Source organism: Rhodanobacter sp. FW106-PBR-R2A-1-15 (assembly GCF_058789735.1).
This window is the reverse complement of record NZ_JBYTEM010000040.1, coordinates 1-20,207: the sequence shown is the minus strand read 5'-3', so window position 1 is coordinate 20,207 and position 20,207 is coordinate 1. Positions and strand designations below refer to the sequence as shown.

15 protein-coding genes are annotated in these 20,207 nt (G+C 67.8%); 8 read left to right on the top strand and 7 right to left on the bottom strand.

Features of this window, described 5'->3' with window-relative positions; all coding sequences use genetic code 11:
• Positions 1-3 precede the first annotated feature (3 nt).
• A complete protein-coding gene (locus tag AC3WTD_RS16805) occupies positions 4-1,434 on the top strand; it encodes an aldehyde dehydrogenase family protein (protein ID WP_027492709.1) in 1,431 nt (476 codons plus the stop codon).
• Positions 1,435-1,572: 138 nt separating this feature from the next.
• Here AC3WTD_RS16805 and AC3WTD_RS16800 read toward each other — a convergent pair whose 3' ends face one another.
• On the bottom strand, positions 1,573-2,334 hold the full coding sequence (locus AC3WTD_RS16800) for a YdcF family protein (protein ID WP_492614473.1): 762 nt from the start codon (positions 2,332-2,334) through the stop codon (positions 1,573-1,575).
• 114 nt (positions 2,335-2,448) lie between these two features.
• On the opposite strand from AC3WTD_RS16800, the gene AC3WTD_RS16795 reads away from it, so the two are divergent.
• The 3 genes from AC3WTD_RS16795 (at position 2,449) to AC3WTD_RS16785 (ending at position 8,072) form a co-directional block, all read left to right on the top strand.
• The gene (locus tag AC3WTD_RS16795; protein ID WP_492614472.1) at positions 2,449-3,888 is read left to right on the top strand and encodes a phospholipase; all 1,440 of its coding nucleotides are present in this window, start codon (positions 2,449-2,451) and stop codon (positions 3,886-3,888) included.
• A 112-nt stretch (positions 3,889-4,000) separates the two neighbouring features.
• Positions 4,001-4,498 carry a hypothetical protein gene (locus AC3WTD_RS16790; protein ID WP_492614471.1) on the top strand — a complete coding sequence of 166 codons (498 nt, stop codon included), beginning with the start codon at positions 4,001-4,003 and terminating at the stop codon, positions 4,496-4,498.
• Positions 4,499-4,649: 151 nt separating this feature from the next.
• Complete coding sequence (locus AC3WTD_RS16785) at positions 4,650-8,072, top strand: trifunctional glycoside hydrolase family 18/polysaccharide deacetylase/glycosyltransferase family 2 protein (protein ID WP_492614470.1); 3,423 nt, start codon at positions 4,650-4,652, stop codon at positions 8,070-8,072.
• Between the two features lie 16 nt (positions 8,073-8,088).
• Here the strand turns inward: AC3WTD_RS16785 and AC3WTD_RS16780 are convergent, their stop codons facing one another.
• Positions 8,089-8,973, bottom strand: coding sequence for an EamA family transporter (locus AC3WTD_RS16780; protein WP_027492704.1), 885 nt, complete (start codon positions 8,971-8,973; stop codon positions 8,089-8,091).
• A gap of 341 nt (positions 8,974-9,314) precedes the next feature.
• Between AC3WTD_RS16780 and AC3WTD_RS16775 the strand changes: the two genes are divergently transcribed.
• Entirely contained in the window at positions 9,315-11,768 is a 2,454-nt protein-coding gene (locus tag AC3WTD_RS16775) for an Ig-like domain-containing protein (protein WP_027492703.1), read from the top strand.
• A gap of 98 nt (positions 11,769-11,866) precedes the next feature.
• On the opposite strand, the gene AC3WTD_RS16770 is transcribed toward AC3WTD_RS16775, so the two are convergent.
• Complete coding sequence (locus AC3WTD_RS16770) at positions 11,867-12,340, bottom strand: YehS family protein (protein ID WP_027492702.1); 474 nt, start codon at positions 12,338-12,340, stop codon at positions 11,867-11,869.
• A 162-nt stretch (positions 12,341-12,502) separates the two neighbouring features.
• Between AC3WTD_RS16770 and AC3WTD_RS16765 the strand changes: the two genes are divergently transcribed.
• The 3 genes from AC3WTD_RS16765 (at position 12,503) to AC3WTD_RS16755 (ending at position 15,317) form a co-directional block, all read left to right on the top strand.
• Positions 12,503-12,754 (top strand): hypothetical protein, encoded by a 252-nt coding sequence (locus tag AC3WTD_RS16765; RefSeq protein WP_492614469.1) that lies wholly within the window; start codon positions 12,503-12,505, stop codon positions 12,752-12,754.
• Positions 12,751-13,356: an IMPACT family protein gene (locus tag AC3WTD_RS16760; protein WP_492614468.1), complete on the top strand. Its 606-nt coding sequence runs from the start codon at positions 12,751-12,753 to the stop codon at positions 13,354-13,356. Before AC3WTD_RS16765 ends, AC3WTD_RS16760 begins: the two co-directional genes overlap by 4 nt.
• 188 nt (positions 13,357-13,544) lie before the next feature.
• Positions 13,545-15,317: an ABC transporter transmembrane domain-containing protein gene (locus AC3WTD_RS16755; protein WP_492614467.1), complete on the top strand. Its 1,773-nt coding sequence runs from the start codon at positions 13,545-13,547 to the stop codon at positions 15,315-15,317.
• A gap of 164 nt (positions 15,318-15,481) precedes the next feature.
• Here AC3WTD_RS16755 and AC3WTD_RS16750 read toward each other — a convergent pair whose 3' ends face one another.
• The 4 genes from AC3WTD_RS16750 to AC3WTD_RS16735 all read right to left on the bottom strand — a co-directional run bounded on the left by AC3WTD_RS16750 (position 15,482) and on the right by AC3WTD_RS16735 (position 19,928).
• A complete protein-coding gene (locus AC3WTD_RS16750; protein WP_492614466.1) occupies positions 15,482-16,390 on the bottom strand; it encodes a DUF5996 family protein in 909 nt (302 codons plus the stop codon).
• A gap of 516 nt (positions 16,391-16,906) precedes the next feature.
• On the bottom strand, positions 16,907-17,971 hold the full coding sequence (locus AC3WTD_RS16745) for an NAD(P)-dependent alcohol dehydrogenase (protein ID WP_492614465.1): 1,065 nt from the start codon (positions 17,969-17,971) through the stop codon (positions 16,907-16,909).
• A gap of 187 nt (positions 17,972-18,158) precedes the next feature.
• Positions 18,159-19,364, bottom strand: coding sequence for a serine hydrolase domain-containing protein (locus AC3WTD_RS16740; RefSeq protein WP_492614464.1), 1,206 nt, complete (start codon positions 19,362-19,364; stop codon positions 18,159-18,161).
• A 150-nt stretch (positions 19,365-19,514) separates the two neighbouring features.
• Positions 19,515-19,928: a hypothetical protein gene (locus AC3WTD_RS16735; RefSeq protein WP_492614463.1), complete on the bottom strand. Its 414-nt coding sequence runs from the start codon at positions 19,926-19,928 to the stop codon at positions 19,515-19,517.
• Positions 19,929-20,207: the final 279 nt, after the last annotated feature.

Here is a 20,207-nt window from a genome sequence, read left to right as displayed (position 1 = left end):
CCCATGCTGGACAAGACCTATCCCTACTACCTCGCCAACCAGCCGCAGACGTCGAAGGACATGCTCGACGTGCGCGACAAGTACAGCGGCAAGCTCGCCACACGAGTGGCGGTGCCGGACGCGAAGACCACCGAGAAGGCCATCGCCGCCGCGGTGAAGGCCTCGAAGCCGATGCGCGAGTTCAAGCCGTGGGCGCGGCAGGCGGTGCTGCAACATTGTGCAGCGCGTTTCGTCGAGCGCCGCGACGAGCTGGCCGAGGCGCTGTGCATCGAGGCGGGCAAGCCGATCAAGGACGCCGCCGGCGAGGTGACCCGGCTGATCGAGACGTTCCGCATCGCCGCCGAGGAGACGGTGCGCATCAACGGCGAGACACTCAACCTGGAACTGGCTGCGCGGCTGGACGGCTACCACGGCTACACCAAACGCGTGCCGCTGGGGCCGGTGTCCTTCATCACGCCGTTCAACTTTCCGCTGAACCTGGTGGCGCACAAGGTGGCGCCGGCGATCGCCGCCGGCTGTCCGTTCGTGCTGAAGCCGTCGGAGAAGACCCCGATCGGCGCGCTGATCATCGGCGAGGTGCTGGCCGAGACGGACCTGCCGAAGGGCGCGTTCTCGATCCTGCCGCTGGATGGTGCGCATGCGGCGCCGCTGGTGGAGGACGCGCGCTTCAAGCTGCTCTCGTTCACCGGCGGCCAGGTCGGCTGGCAGCTGAAGGCGCGCGCCGGACACAAGAAGGTGACGCTGGAACTGGGCGGCAACGCCGCGTGCATCGTCGACGCCGACCAGGGCCAGAAGCTGGACAAGGTGGTCGCGCGGTTGATCTTCGGCGCGTTCTACCAGTCCGGCCAGAGCTGCATCGGCGTGCAGCGCATCTACGCGCACGCCGACGTCTACGACGCGCTGAAGCGCAAGCTGGTCGCCGCCACGAAGAAGCTCAAGGCCGGCGATCCGAAAGACAAGAACGTATTCCTCGGCCCGATGATCGACGAGGCCGCCGCCGAGCGCCTGCACGGCTGGATCCTCGAGGCGAAGAAGGCCGGCGGGAAAATCCTCTGCGGCGGCAGGCGCCACGGCAACATGCTCGACGCCACCCTGATGGAGAACGTGCCCGCCGACGCCAAGGCGAATCGCATGGAGGCGTTCGGTCCGTTCGCCCTGCTCGCTCCGTTCAACAAGTTCGACGACGCCATCGCGATGGTCAACGACTCCGACTACGGCCTGCAGGCCGGCATCTTCACCGACAGCCTCGACCATGCCATGCGCGCGTGGAACGAGCTGGAACAAGGCGGCGTGATCGTCAACGACATCCCCAGCTTCCGCGTGGACAACATGCCCTATGGCGGCGTGAAGCTGTCTGGCCTGGGCCGCGAGGGCGTGCGCTACGCGATCGAGGACATGAGCGAGATCCGCCTGATGGTGATGCGCGAGTCGTGATGCCTGCATCGCCACGTTCCTGTAGCAGCGCACCCCCGGATCGAGTCCGGGGCAGGCTCTGTGCGCGATGCTCTCCGCCACGTCGCCAAAAGCATTCGCGCACGACCGAAAGAAGTCCCCTGCGCACAGGGTGCGCTCCTACAACGCACCGGGCTGCGTCGCCCGCACGTTCCAGCCCATCGCGTTGTACACGTGATAGCGCACGATGCCGCTGTACTCGTGCAGGGTCACGTCGGCCATGGCGAAGTTGTACGACAGCGGCAGCCAGGACAGCACGCCGTCGACATGGTCGGCCGGCACCGGTATCGCATGGATGCCGAAGTGCGCGAAGTACAGCGTGCTGCGGCGCAGGTGGTAGGCCGACGACACCAGCAGCACGCGGTCGGCGCCATACGCCTTCAGCAGCGGGCTGCTGAACTGCGCGTTCTGCCAGGTATTCATGCTGCGCGAATCCAGCAACAGGTCGGCGGCATCCACGCCGAGCCGTTGCAGGTCGTCGGCGTAAACCGCCGCTTCCGGCCGGCCCAGCCCGAGCGCATCGCCGCCGCTCACCTCGACCTTGCATTCGCGCCCGGCCCGCCGGCATGCGCGGTACAGCTCCGCCGCCTTGCCGATGCGGCCATAGGCGAACAGGCTCGCCTCGACCTCGCCGCTGCCTGCCGCGCGTACCGTACCGGCGCCCAGCAGCACGATCGCATTGCGCTGGCCCCAGCCGATCGGCACCGCTGCCGCAGGGCCGGACTGCAGCTGCGCCAGCAGCCAGATCGGCAGCGGCCCGCAGCCGACAGCCAGCAGCAGGGTCAGCGCCGACGCCAGCAGCGCCCAGCTGCAGCGGCGCCATCCCAGCAGCGCCAGCACGCCGGCAAGTATGAGCAGGATCAGCAGCACGGTCACGGTCACAGGCGGGGCCGGTGGAGATGGCGGGGCATGGGTGCCATTATGCCGATGTGCCGCGCGAACCGGAGCCGCTCCGCGCGCCCTCGTCGGAACGGACCACTGCACGGGAGCTGAGCCATGACCACCCTCGTCTTCGTCCACGGCTGGAGCGTCACCAACACCTCGACCTACGGTCAGCTGCCACAGCAGTTGCAGCAACAGGCAGCTACCGCTGGCCTCACGCTGACCCTGGCCGACCTCTGGCTGTCCGAATACGTGAGCTTCGACGACGCGGTGACCATGCCCGACCTGGTGCGCGCGTTCGACCATGCCTTGCGCGACCTGCATCTGCTGGACGCCAGCTTCGCCTGCATCACCCATTCCACCGGCGGCCCGGTGGTGCGCGAGTGGCTGCGCGCGCAGCGCGACAAGCCGGCCACGTACAGCACGATCAAGCTCAGCCACCTGGTCATGCTGGCGCCGGCGAACTTCGGCTCGGCGCTGGCGCAACTGGGCAAGGGCCTGCTCGGCCGGCTCAAGGCCTGGTTCGGCGGCGTAGAGCCGGGCCAGCGCATCCTCGACTGGCTGGAGCTGGGCAGCACCGAATCGCTGTCGCTCAACCTCGACTACATCCACAGCGACGACCCGATGAAGCGCGGGCAGTTCCTGTTCGTGCTCACCGGTGACCGCCCGGACCGCCAGTTGTACGACCACCTCAACAGCTATACCGGCGAGGACGGCTCCGACGGCGTAGTGCGCATCGCCGCGGCCAACCTCAACGCCCATCATGCTGTGCTGTCGCCCCAGGCCAACGGCGCCGGCGGCATCGACACGCTGGCGCTCACCCTCAGCCGCGGACCGCGCTGCGCGTTCAAGCTGATCGCCGGCGCGGCGCACTCCGGCGACGAGTACGGCATCATGGCCAGTGCCGCGCCGGCTACCGTGCAGGCGATCCTGCGCTGCCTCGGGGTGCGCAGCGCGGACGACTACGAAGGCCTGTGCGACGCCTTCGAGCGCGAGAACGCCGCGCGCGATGCCGACAAGGTGGAGTTGGAACCGGCCGGGCCGTTCGCCCCGCGCGTGCACATCCACGACCCGCGCAGCCTGCTGATCCTGCGGCTCGCCGACGAGGCCGGCGAACCGCTGGTGGGCGCCGGCTTCCTGTTCACCGCCGGCGTGCAGGCCAGCCCCGATCTGCTGCCGGCCGGCTTTCTGCTCGACCGCCAGGCCAATTCAAGGCAGCGCACCACCATCTCGCTGTTCCTCGACCACAGCCTGCTCGCCGGCGACGACCGGGTGGCCGACCCTCGCAACAGCCGCAAGACGCTGCGCCCCGCCGTCGACAGCCACCGGCCCTACGGTGCCAGCGTGCAGCCGGTCGACCTCGGCGGGCTGGTCCATCATGCGCTGGCGCGCAGCGCCGCCGGCGACGACCTGTTCGCCATGCTCGGCCCGCACCAGAGCACCGTGCTCGACGTGGTGCTGCCGCGCAAGATCCACGAAGGCGTGTTCCGGCTGACGCAGACACTGACGCCGCAGGACTTCAGCCGGCCGGTGGCCGGGCCAGTGATCGGCTGACCACGGCGCCGCGCTGGCACCCGCCTTCCGCATGAAGTTACGATAGCGACCACGGCGCGCCACACTGCTGCCGGCACGAATGGAATCCGATATTCACTCCAGGGAGAAGGACATGAAGAAAGTGATCCTGCTGATCGTCTTGATCGCCGCAGCCGTGTGGTATTTCGACATCAGTCGCCGGATGACCGAAGCGGCGGTCCGCGAGAGCTACCAGACCCAGGTCGAGGCACTGCAGCGGTTCGACGCCAAGCCGCTGTGCGATTCGCTGGACACAGGCTACTCGGAGAGCGTGGCGATGCGCGGCGCCAGCGCACCGGCAAAGATGCAGGACAAGGCCACGGCCTGCGCCGAGCTGACCCGCACCCTGCGCCGGTTCAAAACGCTCAGCGAACGCACGGCCGGCATCATCGAACCGGATTACGATTATGAGATCCGGTCCATCACGCTGTCGCCGGACCGCAAGCAGGCGACGGTCGAAGTCTCCAGCACCATGCGCATCGGCGACATGACGCTGGCGCGCTCGCATTCGGTCGAACACCTGATCCGCCGGCTTGGCCGCATCCGCAACACCGGCGGCGAATCCACCGTGTGGACCTACCAGGGCGAGTAGACCACCCGGGGCATCCGTCCCTGCGGGCGGCCAACGCCAGCTGACCGGGAACACCGGCACGCTACGTGCCGCAACGCGGATCAGCCATACTGCGCACCCAGAATCCGCCATGCAGCCGGGCTGCCGTGGCGCCCCGCAGAACCGACCCCGCATGCAGAAAAAACCGATCTTCTTCGACCCCACCGGCCGACGGGCCAGCCATGTCTCGCGGCTGGCGCTGGCCGCCGCGGTGATCAGCACGCTGTTCGTGGTGGCCTGCGCGGCCAGCCTGTTCGTGTGGCCCAGCATGGTCGGCCTGCACATCGGCGAGCACGCCCGCACCCGGCATGCGCTGGCCAACGTGAAGGCGGCCGCGCCCGAACTGCTGAAGCCGGCGGCGCGGCTGGCCGCCGAGGTCCGCGCCCGGCAGAAGCTGCTGCACCCGCCGCGCACGCATACCGGCAAGGCATCCGGGCACGTGCCGCCGCCGTCGCTGGACAAGCCGGCCGGCCGGCCGCTGGCGGTCGGCTTCTACGTCAACTGGGACGAAAGCAGCTACCCGTCGCTGAAGCGCGCGCTGCCCACGCTGGATTGGGTGATCCCCTCGTGGATGCACGTTTCCGGACCGGACATGGCGCTGCATACCAACATCGACGCCAAGGTGCTCAAGCTGATCCGCACGCAGAAGCCGTCCACGCCGATCCTGCCGCTGCTGCAGAACATGGTGAACACCGCCTGGGACGGTCCCGGCCTGGCGCGCATGCTGGCCGACCCGGCGATGCGCCAGCAGCGCATCGCGCAGATCGTCGCCTTCATCGACGCCAACCACTTCCAGGGCGTGACCGTCGACTTCGAGGACGTGCCCGCAACCTCGCAGAAGGATCTGAAGGCCTTCCTCACCGAGCTCAACGATGCGTTCGATCCCCACGGCTGGGGCATCGTGCTGTCGGTGCCGTTCGACGACGCCGACTGGGACTACGCCGGCTACGCCGACATCGTGGACTTCGAGCTGCTGATGGCCTACGACCAGCATTGGGCCGGCAAGGATCCTGGCAGCGTCGCCGGCCAGGGCTGGTTCGAGGACATGCTCGACAAGCGCATGAAGGTGCTCGACCCGAACCAGGTGATCGTGGCGATCGGCAGCTACGGCTACGACTGGTCGCACGGGAAGAACGCCGAGGCGCTGACCTTCCAGGACGCGATGGACCGTGCCAGCGACGCGCAGGCGGTGATCGCCTTCGACCCGGACACGCAGAACCCGAATTTCTCCTACGGCGAGGACGACGGCAGCACGCACCAGGTCTGGTTCCTCGATGGCGTCACCGCCTACAACCAGATCCACGCCGCCGACGACTACCGGCCCTACGGCTACGCGCTGTGGCGGCTGGGCTCGGAGGACCCGTCGGTGTGGTCGGTGCTGGGCCGCCCCTATGGCGCCGCCACACCGGAATCGCTGCGCACGATCGGCCAGGGCGAGGACATCGACATCCAGGGGCAGGGCGAGGTGCTGGAAATCGCTGCGCAGCCGTCGCCCGGCGCACGCACCATCGAGGTGGACAAGGACGACGGCAGCATCGACGACGAGAGCTACAGTGCGCTGCCCAGTTCCTACGTGATCCGCCGCGCCGGAACGCTGCCGCACAAGATCGCGCTGACCTTCGACGACGGCCCTGACGCGCAGTGGACGCCGCAGATCCTCGACATCCTCAAGGCCAGGCACGTGCCGGCCACGTTCTTCATCATCGGCGCGAGCGCCGAGATGTCGCCGAAACTGGTGCAGCGCGAGATCGCCGAAGGCCACGACGTCGGCAACCACACCTTCACCCACCCCAATCTCGGCGACAGCCCGCCCGGCATCGTGTCGCTGGAACTCAACGCCACCCAGCGCCTGTTCGAAGCGCTCACCGGCCACTCGATGCGGCTGTTCCGCGCGCCCTACTTCGGCGATGCCGAACCAACCACTGCCGACGAGCTGGTGCCGATCGGGATCGCGCAGAAGATGGGCTACATCTCGGTCGGCCTGCACGTCGACTCGGAAGACTGGCAACGCCCCGGCGCAGACCAGATCGTCAACAACGTGCTGACCCAGGTCGCCGCCAGCAACTCCGAGCGCACCGGCCAGGTGGTGCTGCTGCACGACGCCGGCGGCGAACGCTCGCAGACCATCGCGGCACTGCCGCGCATCATCGACGGCCTGCGCGCGAAGGGCTATGACTTCGTCACCGTGTCCGAACTGGCCGGGCTGACCCGCGAGCAGACCATGCCACCGCTGCCGCCCGGTTCGCTGTCGCGCTGGGCCGACCGCTCGGTGTTTCTCGCGCTGGGCTGGTTCGGCCACCTGATCGGCTGGCTGCTGACCACCGCCATCACACTGGGCGTGGCCCGCCTGCTGCTGCTCGGCGTGCTGGCACTGGTCAACCGCTGGCAGGAGCGCCGGCGCGCGCCGCCGAGCCTGCCGGCCGATCCGCCACTGGTCTCGGTGCTGATTCCCGCCTATAACGAGGAGAAAGTGATCGTCAGCTCGATCCGCTATATCCTCAAAAGCCGCTACGCCAACCTCGAGGTCATCGTGGTCGACGACGGCTCGGTCGACGCCACCTCGGCGGTAGTGCGCCAGCACTACGCGCACGAGCCGCGCGTGCGGCTGCTCACCATTCCCAACGGCGGCAAGGCGCACGCCGTGAACACCGCCCTGCGCGAATCGAACGGCACGGTGGTGGTGGCACTGGACGCCGACACCCAGTTCGAACGGGACACCATCCCGCACCTGGTGCGTTGGTTCGTCGATCCGAAGGTCGGCGCCGTGGCCGGCAACGCCAAGGTCGGCAACCGCATCAATCTGATCACCTTGTGGCAGGCGCTGGAATACATCACCGCGCAGAATCTCGAACGCCGCGCGCTGGCCGCGCTGGGCGCGATCACCGTGGTGCCGGGCGCCGTCGGCGCGTGGCGGCGCGAGGCGCTGGAACAGCTTGGCGGCTTCCCCGCCGACACCCTGGCCGAGGACCAGGACCTCACCATCGCGGTGCAGAAGGCTGGCTACCACGCCCTGTTCGACGCCGCGGCGATCGCCTGGACCGAAGCGCCCGATACCGCCCGCGGCCTCGCCCGCCAGCGCTTCCGTTGGTCCTACGGCACCCTGCAATGCCTGTGGAAGCACCGCGACGCCACCTTCAACCCGCGCTACCGCGCATTGGGCATGGTCGCGCTGCCGCAGGTATGGCTGTTCCAGATCCTGTTCTCGGTGGTGTCGCCGCTGGTCGACCTGGTGCTGGTCTGGCAGGTCGTCAGCACCGGCATGGACTATCTGCAGCACCGCGCCCAGTTCGATAACACCAACCTGCTGCGCATGCTGGCGTTCTACGCCGCCTTCATGGCGGTCGACCTCGGCGCCTCGGCGCTGGCCTTCGCGATGGAGAAGAAGGAAAAGTGGAGCCTGCTGTGGTGGCTGGTGCTGCAACGCTTCGGCTACCGCCAGCTGATGTACTACGTGGTGGTGCGCTCGGTCTGGACAGCCATCCGCGGCCCCTCGGTGGGCTGGGGCAAGCAGGAGCGCAAGGCGACGGTGAACGCCAGCGAGGAACTGAAATCGTGAGCGACGACGGCGGCCCCTAGTTCGCCAGCGGCTCCGCCAACGCGGGCCGCTGCACGCTCAGCGCGGTGCCTGCCGCCGCCACGATGATCGTCGCAATGGCCAGCCACTGCAGCACGCTGGGCCGTTCGCCCAGCAGGGCCACGCCGGCGACCGCCGCGATGGCCGGCTCCAGGCTCAGCAAGGTGCTGAACGTGCGCGCCGGCAGGCGGGTCAGCGCGATCATCTCCAGCGAATACGGCAACGCGGAACTGAGCACCGCCACGCCTAGCGCATACGGCAGCAACGCCGGCGACAGCAACGCGCTGCCGGCATGCGCGATGCCAAACGGGATCACCAGCAAGGCACCGATCGTCGTGCCCAGCGTCACCGCGTCCGCGCCATGGGCCGCGCCCGCCTTCTTGCCCAGCACGATGTACAGCGCCCAGCCCACGCCGGCCGCCAGCGCATACAACACGCCCACCGGATCGAGTGCGTTCACCTGCCCACGCAACGGCAGCAACAGCGCCAGCCCGGCCACCACCAGCGCGATCCAGACGAAATCGAGCAGGCGGCGCGAGCCGAACAGCGCCAGCGCCAGCGGGCCGGTGAATTCCAGCGCCACCGCGATACCCAGCGGGATCGTGCGCAGCGACATGTAGAACACCAGGTTCATCGCGCCCATCGAGAGGCCGTAGCCCCACAGCGCGGCCCAGTCGCGCCGGCCAGCCGAGCGCCGCCACGGCCGCCGCCACAGCAGCAGGATCAGCGCGCTCAGCCCCAGCCGATACGCGGTGGCGCCCTGCGCGCCCACCTGCGGGAACAGCTGTTTGGCCAGCGACGCGCCGCACTGGTACGAGACCATGCTGATCAGCAGCATGCCGACGGCGAGCGCGAGCGGGGCAACGGTGGAACGCGGTGACATGAGCGCAGCCATGGCGGAAGACCCTGCCATGATGCGCGAAGCCTCCGGCGGAACCCACCCTGCCGGCCACTTTGCCGCCGCCATTGCTGCCAGCGCCTGACAGCACTGTGCGGCGCATGCCGCGGGCGATGAGCGGATACCGCTGGCCAGTGGTCGCCGCACTCCGCAGCCCATGGTCCATCCGCAAGAACTTTCGACCGCGTCTTGACGATTTTTAGCAGTCGGTCAAAGACCGACGCATTCGCGATCCCGCGCTTGTCATCTTGTGCTGGGATAACAGTCAGGTCGCGCCAGAAGCCGGGGGGCTCTGCGCGACCCACTCAACCAGGGAACCCAACCAAATGAACTGGAAAACCAGGATCGCTGGCGGCTTGCTGCTGGCCTGCACGATCGTTGCCGCTCCGGCGTTCGCCGGCAGCCTGCCTGATCACGAAGAGTTCGAAACCACGCTGCAGGTGCCGTTCCGCAGCACCGGGGCGCGCCCCGTGACCATGTACTTCTCCTATCCCGGCGCCGCGCCGGGGACCCAGGTGGCATGGGAAGTCGTCCTGCTCGGCCACGACGGCGCCGAGTTGCGCACGTGGCAGGGACACGGTGCGCTCGGTGCCGGTCGCACGCAGGCCCGGGTGTCGTGGGACGGGGTGGATCGCCAAGGCCACACCGTGCCCGCCGGCTACGTGACGGTGCGGCTGCGCGCGGTGGCGCTGGATGGCGCCACGGTGGCGCGCATCGGCAGCAGCCTGCCCGGCCAGGCGCTGACGCTGTCGCAGCAGCGGGCGCCGGAGCTGATCGAAGAGCAACGCTACGATGTGCTGGTAGGCGCCGTCGCCGCGCCTGCCATGCCGCACTTCCAGGCCCTGCGCCGGCACACCGACACCACTACCGCGTTGTCGCCGATGTCGGCGACCACCAGCGGTGGTCTGCCGTACACCATCTACTTCGGCAACCTGCACAGCCAGACCAGCCACAGTGACGGTGGCGGCGTGCTCTCCAGCTGCACCGGCGCGCAGAACCCGCAGAGCGGCGCGTACGGCCCATCGGACGCCTACCAGTACGCCCTGAACGACGGACTGGACATCCTGATGACGTCCGAGCACAACCACATGTACGACGGCTCGACCGGCACCAACACCTCGGCCAGCCCGACCACCGCGCACAACCTGTACCAGTCCGGCCTGCAGGCGGCCAGCGCGTTCAACGCCGCGCATGCGAACTTCCTGGCGGTCTACGGCCTGGAATGGGGCGTGATCAGCAACGGCGGCCACCTCAACATCCTCAACACGCCCAGCCTGTTGGAGTGGGAGTACAACAGCTCCAACCAGCTGATCGGCGACGTGTACACCGCCAAGAGCGACTACGGCTCGCTGTACGCGCTGATGAACACCAACGGTTGGGTGGGCCAGTTCAACCATCCCGCCCCCACCGGCCAGTTCAACATCGGCGGAACGGATCTCGCCTATAGCGCCGATGGCGACGCCGTGATGGTGCTGGCCGAGGTGCTCAACAGCTCGGCGTTCTCCACCAACACCACTGAAACCGAGACCAGCCGTACCAGCTACGAGGCGGCGTTCAACATCCTGCTCACCCGCGGCTACCACGTGGCGCCGACTTCCGACCAGGACAACCACTGCGCCAACTGGGGCGCCAGCTACACCAACCGCACCGGCGTACTGATTCCCAGCGGCACGGCACTCAGCCTCGCCAGCTTCCTCGATGCGGTGCGCGCACGCCGCGTCTACGCCACCGAGGACAAGACCGGCCAGATCGTGCTGACGGCGAACGGCCGCGTGATGGGCGAGCGGTTCGCCAACAGCGGCCCGCTGACGCTTACCGTCAACTACGCCAGCAGCGCCGGCCACAGCGCGCAGCGCGTGCAGGTCTTCGAGGGCGTGCCCGGCAGCAACGGCGCGGTGACCACCACGTCGAGCACGGCCACCACCACCATCACGCCGGCCAATGGCGACCACTTCTACTACGCCAAGATCACCCAGGAAGACGGCAAGCAGTTGTGGTCCGCGCCGGTATGGGTCACCCAGGGCGCGGGCAGCGTCGACACCACGCCGCCGACGGTGAGCGCGTCGGAGAGCGGCACCGCAGGCACCATCACGCTGTCGGCCAGCGCCAACGACAACGTGGGCGTGACCAAGGTGGAGTTCTACATCGACAATGTGCTGAAGGCGACATCAACCAGCGCGCCCTACCGGGCATCCATCGACTCCACCACGCTGAGCAACGGCGCCCACAGCCTGGTAGCGAAGGCCTACGACGCGGCCGGCAATGTCGGCAGCAGCAGCGCGGTCAGCTTCAGCATCTCCAACAGCAGCGGCACCACTACCGAACTGGTGAAGAACAACAGCTTCGAGAACGGTACCACGCCGTGGACCCAGACCAGCGGAGTGATCACCAACGCCAGCAGCCAAGCGGCCCGTACCGGCAGCTATAAAGCCTGGCTGGACGGCTACGGCAGTGCGCACACGGACTACGTGCGACAGAGCATCACCATCCCGGCCACGGCGACCAGGGCCACGCTGGATTTCTACATGCACATCGACACCGCCGAGACCACGACCAGCACGGCCTACGACAAGCTCAGCGCGCAGGTGATCACCTCCGCCGGCAAGTACGTGACGCTGGCGACCTGGTCGAACCTCGATGCAGCCAGCGGTTACGTCAAGCGTTCCGTGGATCTGTCGGCCTACATCGGCCAGACCATCCAGGTCAATTTCTACGGCGTGGAAGACAGTTCCAACCAGACCTCGTTCGTGATCGACGATGTCAGCGTGACGGTGCAGTAAGCGGAAGGGCGGGAGTCCGACAACGGGCTCCCGCTTCCTTCACCCCGACCGCGCATGCATCGGCACAGCGGAGCAACGGCGAGCGCGCACGAAACCGTTCAAGCGTTACTGCGCACCCGCATCGTCAGCCCCTTCAGGAAATTCCGCAGCAACTGGTCGCCGCACAGCTTGAAATTCTTGTGGTCGCTCTGGCGGAACAGCGCGCTCAGCTCGGGCTTGGAAACCGGGAAGCCCGCGCTTTCGAGGATCTGGTGCATGTCCACGTCCTTCAGCTCGAACGCCACGCGCAGCTTCTTCAGCACCACGTTGTTGGTGACGCGCTTCTCCGGCGGCCGCGGCGGGCGGCTGTCATCCTTGCCGCGGCGCTGAAACACCAGACCGTCGAGGAACAGCGCCAGCACCTTGTTGCTGCACTCGCCGTAACCGGGTTCGTCGTCCTTTTTCAGGAACGCCTGCACGTCCTCCTTGCCGATCGGAGCCGACGGGTCCGCCAGATGGATGATGTCGACCACCTTGCCGTCGCCGAGGTCGAGCATGTAGCGGATGGAGCGCAATACGTCGTTGTTGATCATGGTGTGGGGTCGGGTTCTGCCGGGGGCACCATGCTACCGCGGCGCACCCGCCGCGACGAAGCCCGCGACCTGGCGGCGCTCCGCACCGGCAGGGCCGGCAACCTGGCCGGGTGCCGTCCGCACCTACCCGCAACCGGCCGATTTGCCTTACCCTCGCCTCCCATGGATACCGCGGTCGATCCCGATGCGATGCTGATGCTTGCCTGCGCGCGCGGCGACCTCGCCGCGCCGGCGCCACCCGCAGCCACAGCCGACATAGCGGCGAACGCCGTCGACACGCCGGCGCAGCAGCTGGACAAGCTCCAGCTGCCGTTCGCGCAAGGCCACGGTGATCAGGCATATCACGCGTTCCGGCACGCGCATCCACGATGGGAACTGCCGCCAGCGCTGCAGGCAAAACTGCGCCAGCCATGAGCGAAACGCTGTCCACCCTGGCCCAGCCGTGTCGCTACCAGCAAGAGGTCAAGAAGAGCCGCTTTCTCGCCCAGGCCGCGCCGGTCGAATCCGCCGAACAGGCGCTCGCCTTCCTGCGCGAAGTGGGCGACCCCACCGCCACGCACAACTGTTGGGCATACCGCATCGGCCAGGACTATCGCTTCAACGACGACGGCGAGCCTGGCGGCACCGCCGGCCGTCCAATCCTGCAGGCGATCGAGGGCCAGCAGATGGATCGCGTCGCCGTGGTCGTGACGCGCTGGTTCGGCGGCATCAAGCTCGGCGCCGGCGGGCTGGTGCGCGCCTACGGTGGCACTGCGGCGGAATGCCTGCGCCGCGCCGAGCGCGTACCGATCGTGGCGATGGCGCGGCTGGGCCTGCGCTGCGACTTTGCCGCGCTGGCGCTGCTCAAGGCACGCCTCAGGGATCTGCACGCAATGATCGAGTCGGAACAGTTCGACGCCGATGGCGCCACGCTGCGGCTGCAACTGCCGGAGAATGGGGTGGACGAGCTGACGCTGCTGGTGCGCGACCTCACCCGCGGTCGCAGCGAGGCGCACCGCATCGACCCGCAGGCGTAGGAGCCCGCTCGCGGGCGATGCTTTTGCTTTTGCGAATCCCGAATCCCGAATCCCGAATCCCGAATCCCGAATCCCGGCTTTCAAGCATCGCCCGCGAGCGGGCTCCTACAAAATCCTGGGGCGTCGATTGAATCGACGAGGGGTTGCCCCAACCCAGAGACGAGCAAACGCTTTCCTTGCGAGCCCCCATGAGCCCGACCTCGGCTGCCACGCCCCGTCCCTCCCGCCGCATCGGCGCGCTGCGCGAGCTCTGGCCGTTCCTGAAACCGCACCGCGCGCTCGCGCTCGGCTGGCTGCTGTTCCTGGCGCTGTCCTCCGGCGCCTCGCTGGTGCTGCCGCTGGCGTTCCGCCACATCATCGACCAGGGTTTCGGCCACTCCAGCAACACCGTCATCAACCAGACCTTCGTCGCCCTGTTCGGCGTGGCGCTGGTGCTGGCCTTCGCCACCGCCGCGCGCTACTTCTGCATCACCCTGCTCAGCGAGCGGGCGCTCGCCTCGCTGCGGCAGACGCTGTACGCGCACGTGATCCGGCTCGACGTGGGCTTCTTCGAGAAGAGCCGCGTGGGCGAGCTGCTGTCGCGGCTGAGCGCCGACACCGAGGTAGTGCAGGCGCTGATCGGCTCGGGCGTGTCGGTGGCGCTGCGCAGCGCGGTGATGCTGGTGGGCGCGGCGGTGGCGATGGTGTGGACCGCGCCGTCGCTGGCCGGCCTCACCGCACTGGTGATCCCGGCGGTGATGCTGCCGATCCTGGTGTTCGGCCGCCGCGTGCAGAAGCTGTCGCGGGCCAGCCAGGACCGCCTCGCCGACGCCGCCGCGATCGCCAACGAAACGCTCAACGCCTCCACCGCGGTGAAGGCCTATGCGCGCGAGGACATCGAGAGCAGCCGCTACGGCGGCGCGATCACCCGCGCGCTGGCCACTGCGCGCCGGCGCATCGGCATGCGCGCGTTGCTGACCATGGCGGTGATCGTGCTGGTGTTCGGCGCGATCACGCTGGTGCTGTGGGCCGGCGCCCGCCACGTGCTTGCCGGCACCCTGGGCGCCGGCGTGCTGGGCCAGTTCGTGCTGTACGCGGTATTCGCCGCCGGCTCGGTGGCGGGCCTGTCCGAGGTGTGGGGCGACGTGCTGCGCGCTGCCGGTGCCATGGAGCGCATCGGCGAATTGCTGGGCGAACGCGCCGACATCGTCGACCCGCGGCAGCCGCGCGCGCTGCCGCAACCAATGCGCGGCGAGCTGCGCTTCGACGGCGTGACTTTCCACTACCCCACCCGACCCGACACGGCGGCGCTGCACGACTTCACCCTGACCGTCCACCCCGGCGAAACGGTGGCCCTGGTCGGCCCTTCCGGTGCCGGCAAGAGCACGGTGTTCTCCCTGCTGCTGCGCTTCTACGACCCGCAGAGCGGCAGCATCCGCATCGACGGCGTCGACCTGCGCGAAACCACCCTGGCCGGCCTGCGTGGCGCAATCGCGCTGGTGCCGCAGGAAACCGTGATCTTCGCCGGCAGCGCCGCGGACAACATCCGCTTCGGCCGCCAGGACGCCGGCGACGACGAAGTGCGCGAGGCCGCCCGCGCCGCCGAGGCGCACGAGTTCATCGGCGCGCTGGACCACGGCTACGACGCCGAACTGGGCGAGCGCGGCGTGCGCCTGTCCGGCGGCCAGCGCCAGCGCATCGCGATCGCCCGCGCGATCCTGCGCGACGCGCCGCTGCTGTTGCTGGACGAAGCCACTTCGGCGCTGGACGCGCAGTCCGAAGCGGCGATCCAGCAGGCGCTGGCGCGACTGGAACAGGGCCGCACCACGCTGGTGATCGCCCACCGCCTCGCCACCGTACAACGCGCCGACCGCATCGTGGTGATGGATGGCGGGCGCATCGTGGCGCAGGGCACCCACGAGAGTCTGCTGGCCGAGGGCGGCTTGTATGCAGAATTGGCCCGGTTGCAATTCGTGGCCTGACCACCGTTTTTTCGTAGGAGCCCGCTGGCGGGCGATGCTTTTGGAGCCGGGATTCGGGATTCGGGATTCGGGATTCGGGATTCGGAAAAGCATCGCCTGCAAGCGGGCTCCTACGGGTCCGGAATGGCAGCGCCCGCCGCACGCCAAGGGCATCGGCGGGGCATTCACGCGCTGGCCGGCCGGTCCAGCGCACCACGATCCCAGTGCGCCAGGTCGGCGGCACGCTCGTAGGTGCTGCGGATGAACGCATGGATCATCGCGTCCGGCGCATCCGCCTGGCGCACTGCCTCGTACGGCAGGATGAATTCGCCGAACCCGCGGTGGTAGTACGCCACCTCCGGTCGCACGGGCGCCTCCTTGAAACCCGCCGGTTCCGGCGCGGCATACGCATAGAACGCCGGCTGCAGCAGCGGTCCGCTGCCCGGCCAGAAGCCATGGCTGATGACTTCGTGCGAATACGCCTCGCGCTCGAACGCCGGACCGTTGCGCGGCGGCGCGCGTCGACCGGAAAAGCGCGTCACCGCCAGGTCGAAACTGCCCCAGAAGAAATTCACCGGACTGCTCTTGCCGACGAACTCGCACCGCGACTCGGTAAACACGCGCTCTACCTGCACCAGGATGCGCCAGAAGCGATTTGCGTAGTCGGGATCGTAGCTGTGGTGTTCCGTATCGCGATCCAGCCGGATCGGTTGCGGCAATTCCGTCGACTGGGGATGGATCTTCACCGCCAGTTGCATGGCAGCCAGCGTCTCCAGCAATTCGCGATAAAACTCGGCGACGCTGCGCGGTCGCAATGCCAGGGTACGCATGGCGCCATCCGACGCGCCGATCACCAGCTGGTGATCGATGAAATCGAACTGGATGGTGAAGGTGCGCTCATCGTGCGGCAGCGGCTGCGTGGTCAAGCCGCGCGCGTTGACCCGCAGCGCGATGCCCCAGCAGTGATTGAGCGGTGGCGCCTGCGCCAATGCGATCTTGCCGACCACCTGCGTCCACAGATGCAGCGTCGCGTAGGTGTCCTTCCACTCGTCATACGGCAGTGCTGGCCAGCAGGTACCGACAGTCGTCGTCATGGTCGCAACCTCCTGATGACATGGGTTCATCATGGTCTAGCACACCCAGGGTGCAGGAACAGTTTCGCACCCTGGCAGGGAAGGTCTGAGCAAGCCGCCATCCCAGCGAAAGCTCACCGTGGTTCGGAATAAATCCATACCCTGCGCCCCGGGGTCCTCGTTCCTGCAACCCTCCCGGCCGTCATCCCGGCGAAGGCCGGGATTGCACTTGATTCAGTGACCTGAAGGCGTAAGGCAGTGCGATGACTCGCTGCGCTCGCCCCTGCGGGGCCAGCCTTCGGCTGTCCAACGCTCGCGTGGCTCGCTTTTGTCCTGCCTTCGCGGGAATGACGATAAGGCAAGCCGAGATTTCGAGTCGAGGCTGCGGGTGCCAACCGCCCAACACTGTGCCGCGACTCTTCCACCTCTCTTCAGCGAAATTATTCCGGACAGCAATGCGCGAAAGCTGGAATGACGAGCAAGGTCTTGATCAGAGTATCCCTGGCACCGATCACCCGACGCCGTTCAGTGCAGGTCCTAGCCACAGGCCTGGTTGGCCAGCGTCGCGTTGTCGATCACGAAGCGATACTTCACGTCGCTCTTCACCATGCGGTCGTAGGCCTCGTCGATTTGCTGCATCGGGATCATCTCGATGTCGGCGACGATGCCCTTGTCCGCGCAGAAATCCAGCATCTCCTGCGTCTCGGCGATGCCGCCAATCAGCGAGCCGGCGATCGCGCGGCGCTTGAAGATCAGGTTGGCGATGCTCGGCGTCGGGTGCGGGTGCTCCGGCACGCCGACCAGCACCAGGGTGCCGTCGCGCCTGAGCAGTGCGGTGTACGCATCCAGCGAGTGGCTGGCGGCCACGGTGTTGAGGATGAGGTCGAAGCTGCCGGCGTGCGCCTTCATCTCGCCGGCGTTGCGCGACACCACCACCTCGTCCGCGCCCAGGTCCAGCGCCGCCTGGCGCTTGTTCTCCGAGCCGGTGAACGCCACCACGTGCGCGCCCAGCGCATGCGCAAGCTTCACCCCCATGTGGCCCAGGCCGCCGATGCCGACCACGCCGACCTTGCTGCCGGGGCCCACCTTCCAGTGCCGCAGCGGCGACCAGGTGGTGATGCCGGCACACAGCAGCGGCGCCACCGCGGCGAGTTGCGCTTCGGGATGGCGGATCTTCAGCACGAATTTCTCGTCGACCACGATGCGCTGCGAGTAGCCACCCAGCGTGTGGCCGGGCGCGTCCTTGGTCGCGCCGTTGTAGGTGCCGGTGAAGCCGTTCTCGCAGTACTGCTCCAGCCCTTCGGCGCAGGACGCGCAATGCTGGCAGCTGTCCACCATGCAGCCCACGCCCACCGTGTCGCCGGCCTTGAAGCCGGTCACCGCGCTGCCCACCGCACTGACGTGGCCCACGATCTCGTGGCCGGGCACGCAGGGAAACAGCGTGCCGCCCCACTCGGAACGCACGGTATGCAGGTCGGAATGGCAGACGCCACAATAGGCGATGTCGATCTGCACATCCTGCGGGCCGGGTGCGCGGCGCTCGATGTCGATCGGCTGCAGCGGCTTGTCGGCAGCGTGTGCACCATAGGCTTTGGTGGTCATGGGGTTTTCCTCGGGCTGGGGGAAGACAATGCAAGCAAGGGATGGGGTCATGGCGCCGGACCCACAAGGTATTCCCGGTCGGTGACCTTCGCCATCCACTGGACCACTCGGCGCAGGCCGATTGAAGACAACGCCCAAGGCCACGCGGGCGACTGCTCCGCGCCCTGCTCCCGGCACATCGCCGGGTTCAGTGCGCCCGCGGTTCCGTCTCCGCATCCACCGCCCGCTTGATGGCGGCGACGAAGGCGCGCCGCGTGGCGACCAGCTCGTTGGATGTCGCCTGCGGCCACGCGCCGACCTGGGCGATCACCAGCTGGTGCGCGGGATCGACGTAGACCATCTGACCGAAGATGCCGATCGCCGCGTAGCTGCCATCGGTATCGGTCCACCACAGGTAGCCGTAGCCACGCTCCGGCTCGTCCACGGCGGCCTGGCGGCGCACTGCACCCTTGAGCCAGGCTGCGGCGATCACCGGCTTGCCGTCGATGCGGCCGCCGTCGAGCATGAACTGACCCAACCGCGCGTAGTCGCCCAGCGTGGCCGACAGGCCGCTGCCGCCGGTGTCGCTGCCGTCGCATTCGTCCTTGATCCAGTACGCGTCGGAAGCCGTGCCGTACGGTTTCCAGATCGCCTGCGAAAGATAGTCGGCCAGCGAGCGGTGCGTGGCCCGCTGCACCAGGATGCCGAGCAGGTCGGTTTCCGCGGTGTTGTAGTTGAAATGCGTGCCGGCCGGCCACTGCCGCGGCTGCTTCGCCAGGTAGGTCAGGATGTGCGCGCGGCCACCGACGCAGGCGCCGCGGTACATCTGCGCCACATCCGAGTTGGCGTCGGCGTAATCCTCGTTCCAGTGCACGCCGGAAGTCATCGTCAGCAACTGCTGCACGGTGACCTCGGCGTAGGCGCTGTCACGCAGCTCCGGGATGTAGCTGCCCAGCGTGTCGTCCATGCTGTGGATATAGCCCTGCTGCAGCGCGATGCCCAGCAAGGTGGAAGTGACCGACTTGGCCACCGAGAACGACTCCCAGCGCTGCTCCGGCCCGAAGCCCAGCGCGTAGCGCTGCAGGCGCACACGGCCGTGCTGCAGCACCATCACGCCGGCGAGGTGGCGCTCATCCATGTAGCCGGCCAGCCATGCCGACACGTCCTTGCCCGGCATGGCCAGCGGCCGGCCCTGCGGCAGCGCGTGGACATGCGTGCCATGCGCGGCGCGGTCGCTGGGAAACCGCTCGTACATCTTGCGGAACTGCGCCTCGCGCTGCGCCTGCGGCCAGAACAGCACCGCCTCGCGCTGCTGGCCAATGGTGGGGGCACCTTGCTCGCTTGCTGCCAGCGGCAGTGAAACGGCAATGCACAGTGCGGCAGCCAGCAGGCGAATGCAGAAGTTTGAATACATGGCGACGCGTGCCGGGTAGTGGCGAAGCCGCCATTTTACCGATCAGTGCCGGGATGGATCGTGGTCGGACGTATGCGATTGGACCACTTCGTCGGTACGCAGATCAGCGCCAGCTTGCGGAAATATGGCCGGCGCCGCCGGACCGCGCGCTCAAGGGCATCGCCCGCCGTTGAGGGCGCTGTCGGTATCGCAGCGCAGACTCTTGCCCAGCGGACTCAGTGTGCCCTGGATCACACCGACACAATGGATTTCCGCTGCCTTGCCTTCCGCGGTACTGACCTGCACGCCGGCCGTGCGGCGGCCGTCCTCGGTGTAGTCGAACAAGGTGTAGCCGGCATCGCCATGGCTGAAGCTGATCTCGCTGCGTTCGACCTGGTAGCGGCTGTAATGCGCGAAGGCGAACTGCCGCGCTCCATGCGCCACATCATCCGGAAACGCCAGCTCCACCTTCCCCGCCTTGCCATAGCGATACTGCAGTGCTGAGGGCAGCGCGCCGCACAGGCTGATCGTCTGGTGCCGCGCCGTCTGGCAACTGAAGTAGGTGGTCTGCGGTGCTTCGCACAATGAGCCGGAGGCGGGCTGCGTTGCTCATGCGCTGCACCATGCCAGCACAAGCAGCGACAAGCCGATCCCGCAATGGAGGGCAAGGCGTATCACTTCGAGACTCCCTTGGCGAATCGGCTGCCGGTGGCGTGGCGATGATAGTTCACCGGGGCGGCCGGTCGAATGCACTGGCGCACGCCGCCGCGGATCGCTTCACAAAAAGGGGTCTTCGCGGATCAGTGTGGGTGGATTTTGGCGTTATCGGGTAGCGGTGGCAGGAAGCTGGCGATGACCTTGAGC

Excerpts from the sequence above, each read along its gene's own strand:
- AC3WTD_RS16760 (WP_492614468.1), top strand. The coding sequence starts at position 12,751 with ATGAGCGAAACGCTGTCCACCCTGGCCCAGCCGTGTCGCTACCAGCAA.
- AC3WTD_RS16795 (WP_492614472.1), top strand. The coding sequence starts at position 2,449 with ATGACCACCCTCGTCTTCGTCCACGGCTGGAGCGTCACCAACACCTCG.
- AC3WTD_RS16775 (WP_027492703.1), top strand. The coding sequence starts at position 9,315 with ATGAACTGGAAAACCAGGATCGCTGGCGGCTTGCTGCTGGCCTGCACG.
- AC3WTD_RS16750 (WP_492614466.1), bottom strand. The coding sequence starts at position 16,390 with ATGACGACGACTGTCGGTACCTGCTGGCCAGCACTGCCGTATGACGAG.
- AC3WTD_RS16765 (WP_492614469.1), top strand. The coding sequence starts at position 12,503 with ATGGATACCGCGGTCGATCCCGATGCGATGCTGATGCTTGCCTGCGCG.
- AC3WTD_RS16780 (WP_027492704.1), bottom strand. The coding sequence starts at position 8,973 with ATGTCACCGCGTTCCACCGTTGCCCCGCTCGCGCTCGCCGTCGGCATG.
- AC3WTD_RS16740 (WP_492614464.1), bottom strand. The coding sequence starts at position 19,364 with ATGTATTCAAACTTCTGCATTCGCCTGCTGGCTGCCGCACTGTGCATT.
- AC3WTD_RS16805 (WP_027492709.1), top strand. The coding sequence starts at position 4 with ATGCTGGACAAGACCTATCCCTACTACCTCGCCAACCAGCCGCAGACG.
- AC3WTD_RS16790 (WP_492614471.1), top strand. The coding sequence starts at position 4,001 with ATGAAGAAAGTGATCCTGCTGATCGTCTTGATCGCCGCAGCCGTGTGG.
- AC3WTD_RS16785 (WP_492614470.1), top strand. The coding sequence starts at position 4,650 with ATGCAGAAAAAACCGATCTTCTTCGACCCCACCGGCCGACGGGCCAGC.
- AC3WTD_RS16745 (WP_492614465.1), bottom strand. The coding sequence starts at position 17,971 with ATGACCACCAAAGCCTATGGTGCACACGCTGCCGACAAGCCGCTGCAG.
- AC3WTD_RS16755 (WP_492614467.1), top strand. The coding sequence starts at position 13,545 with ATGAGCCCGACCTCGGCTGCCACGCCCCGTCCCTCCCGCCGCATCGGC.
- AC3WTD_RS16770 (WP_027492702.1), bottom strand. The coding sequence starts at position 12,340 with ATGATCAACAACGACGTATTGCGCTCCATCCGCTACATGCTCGACCTC.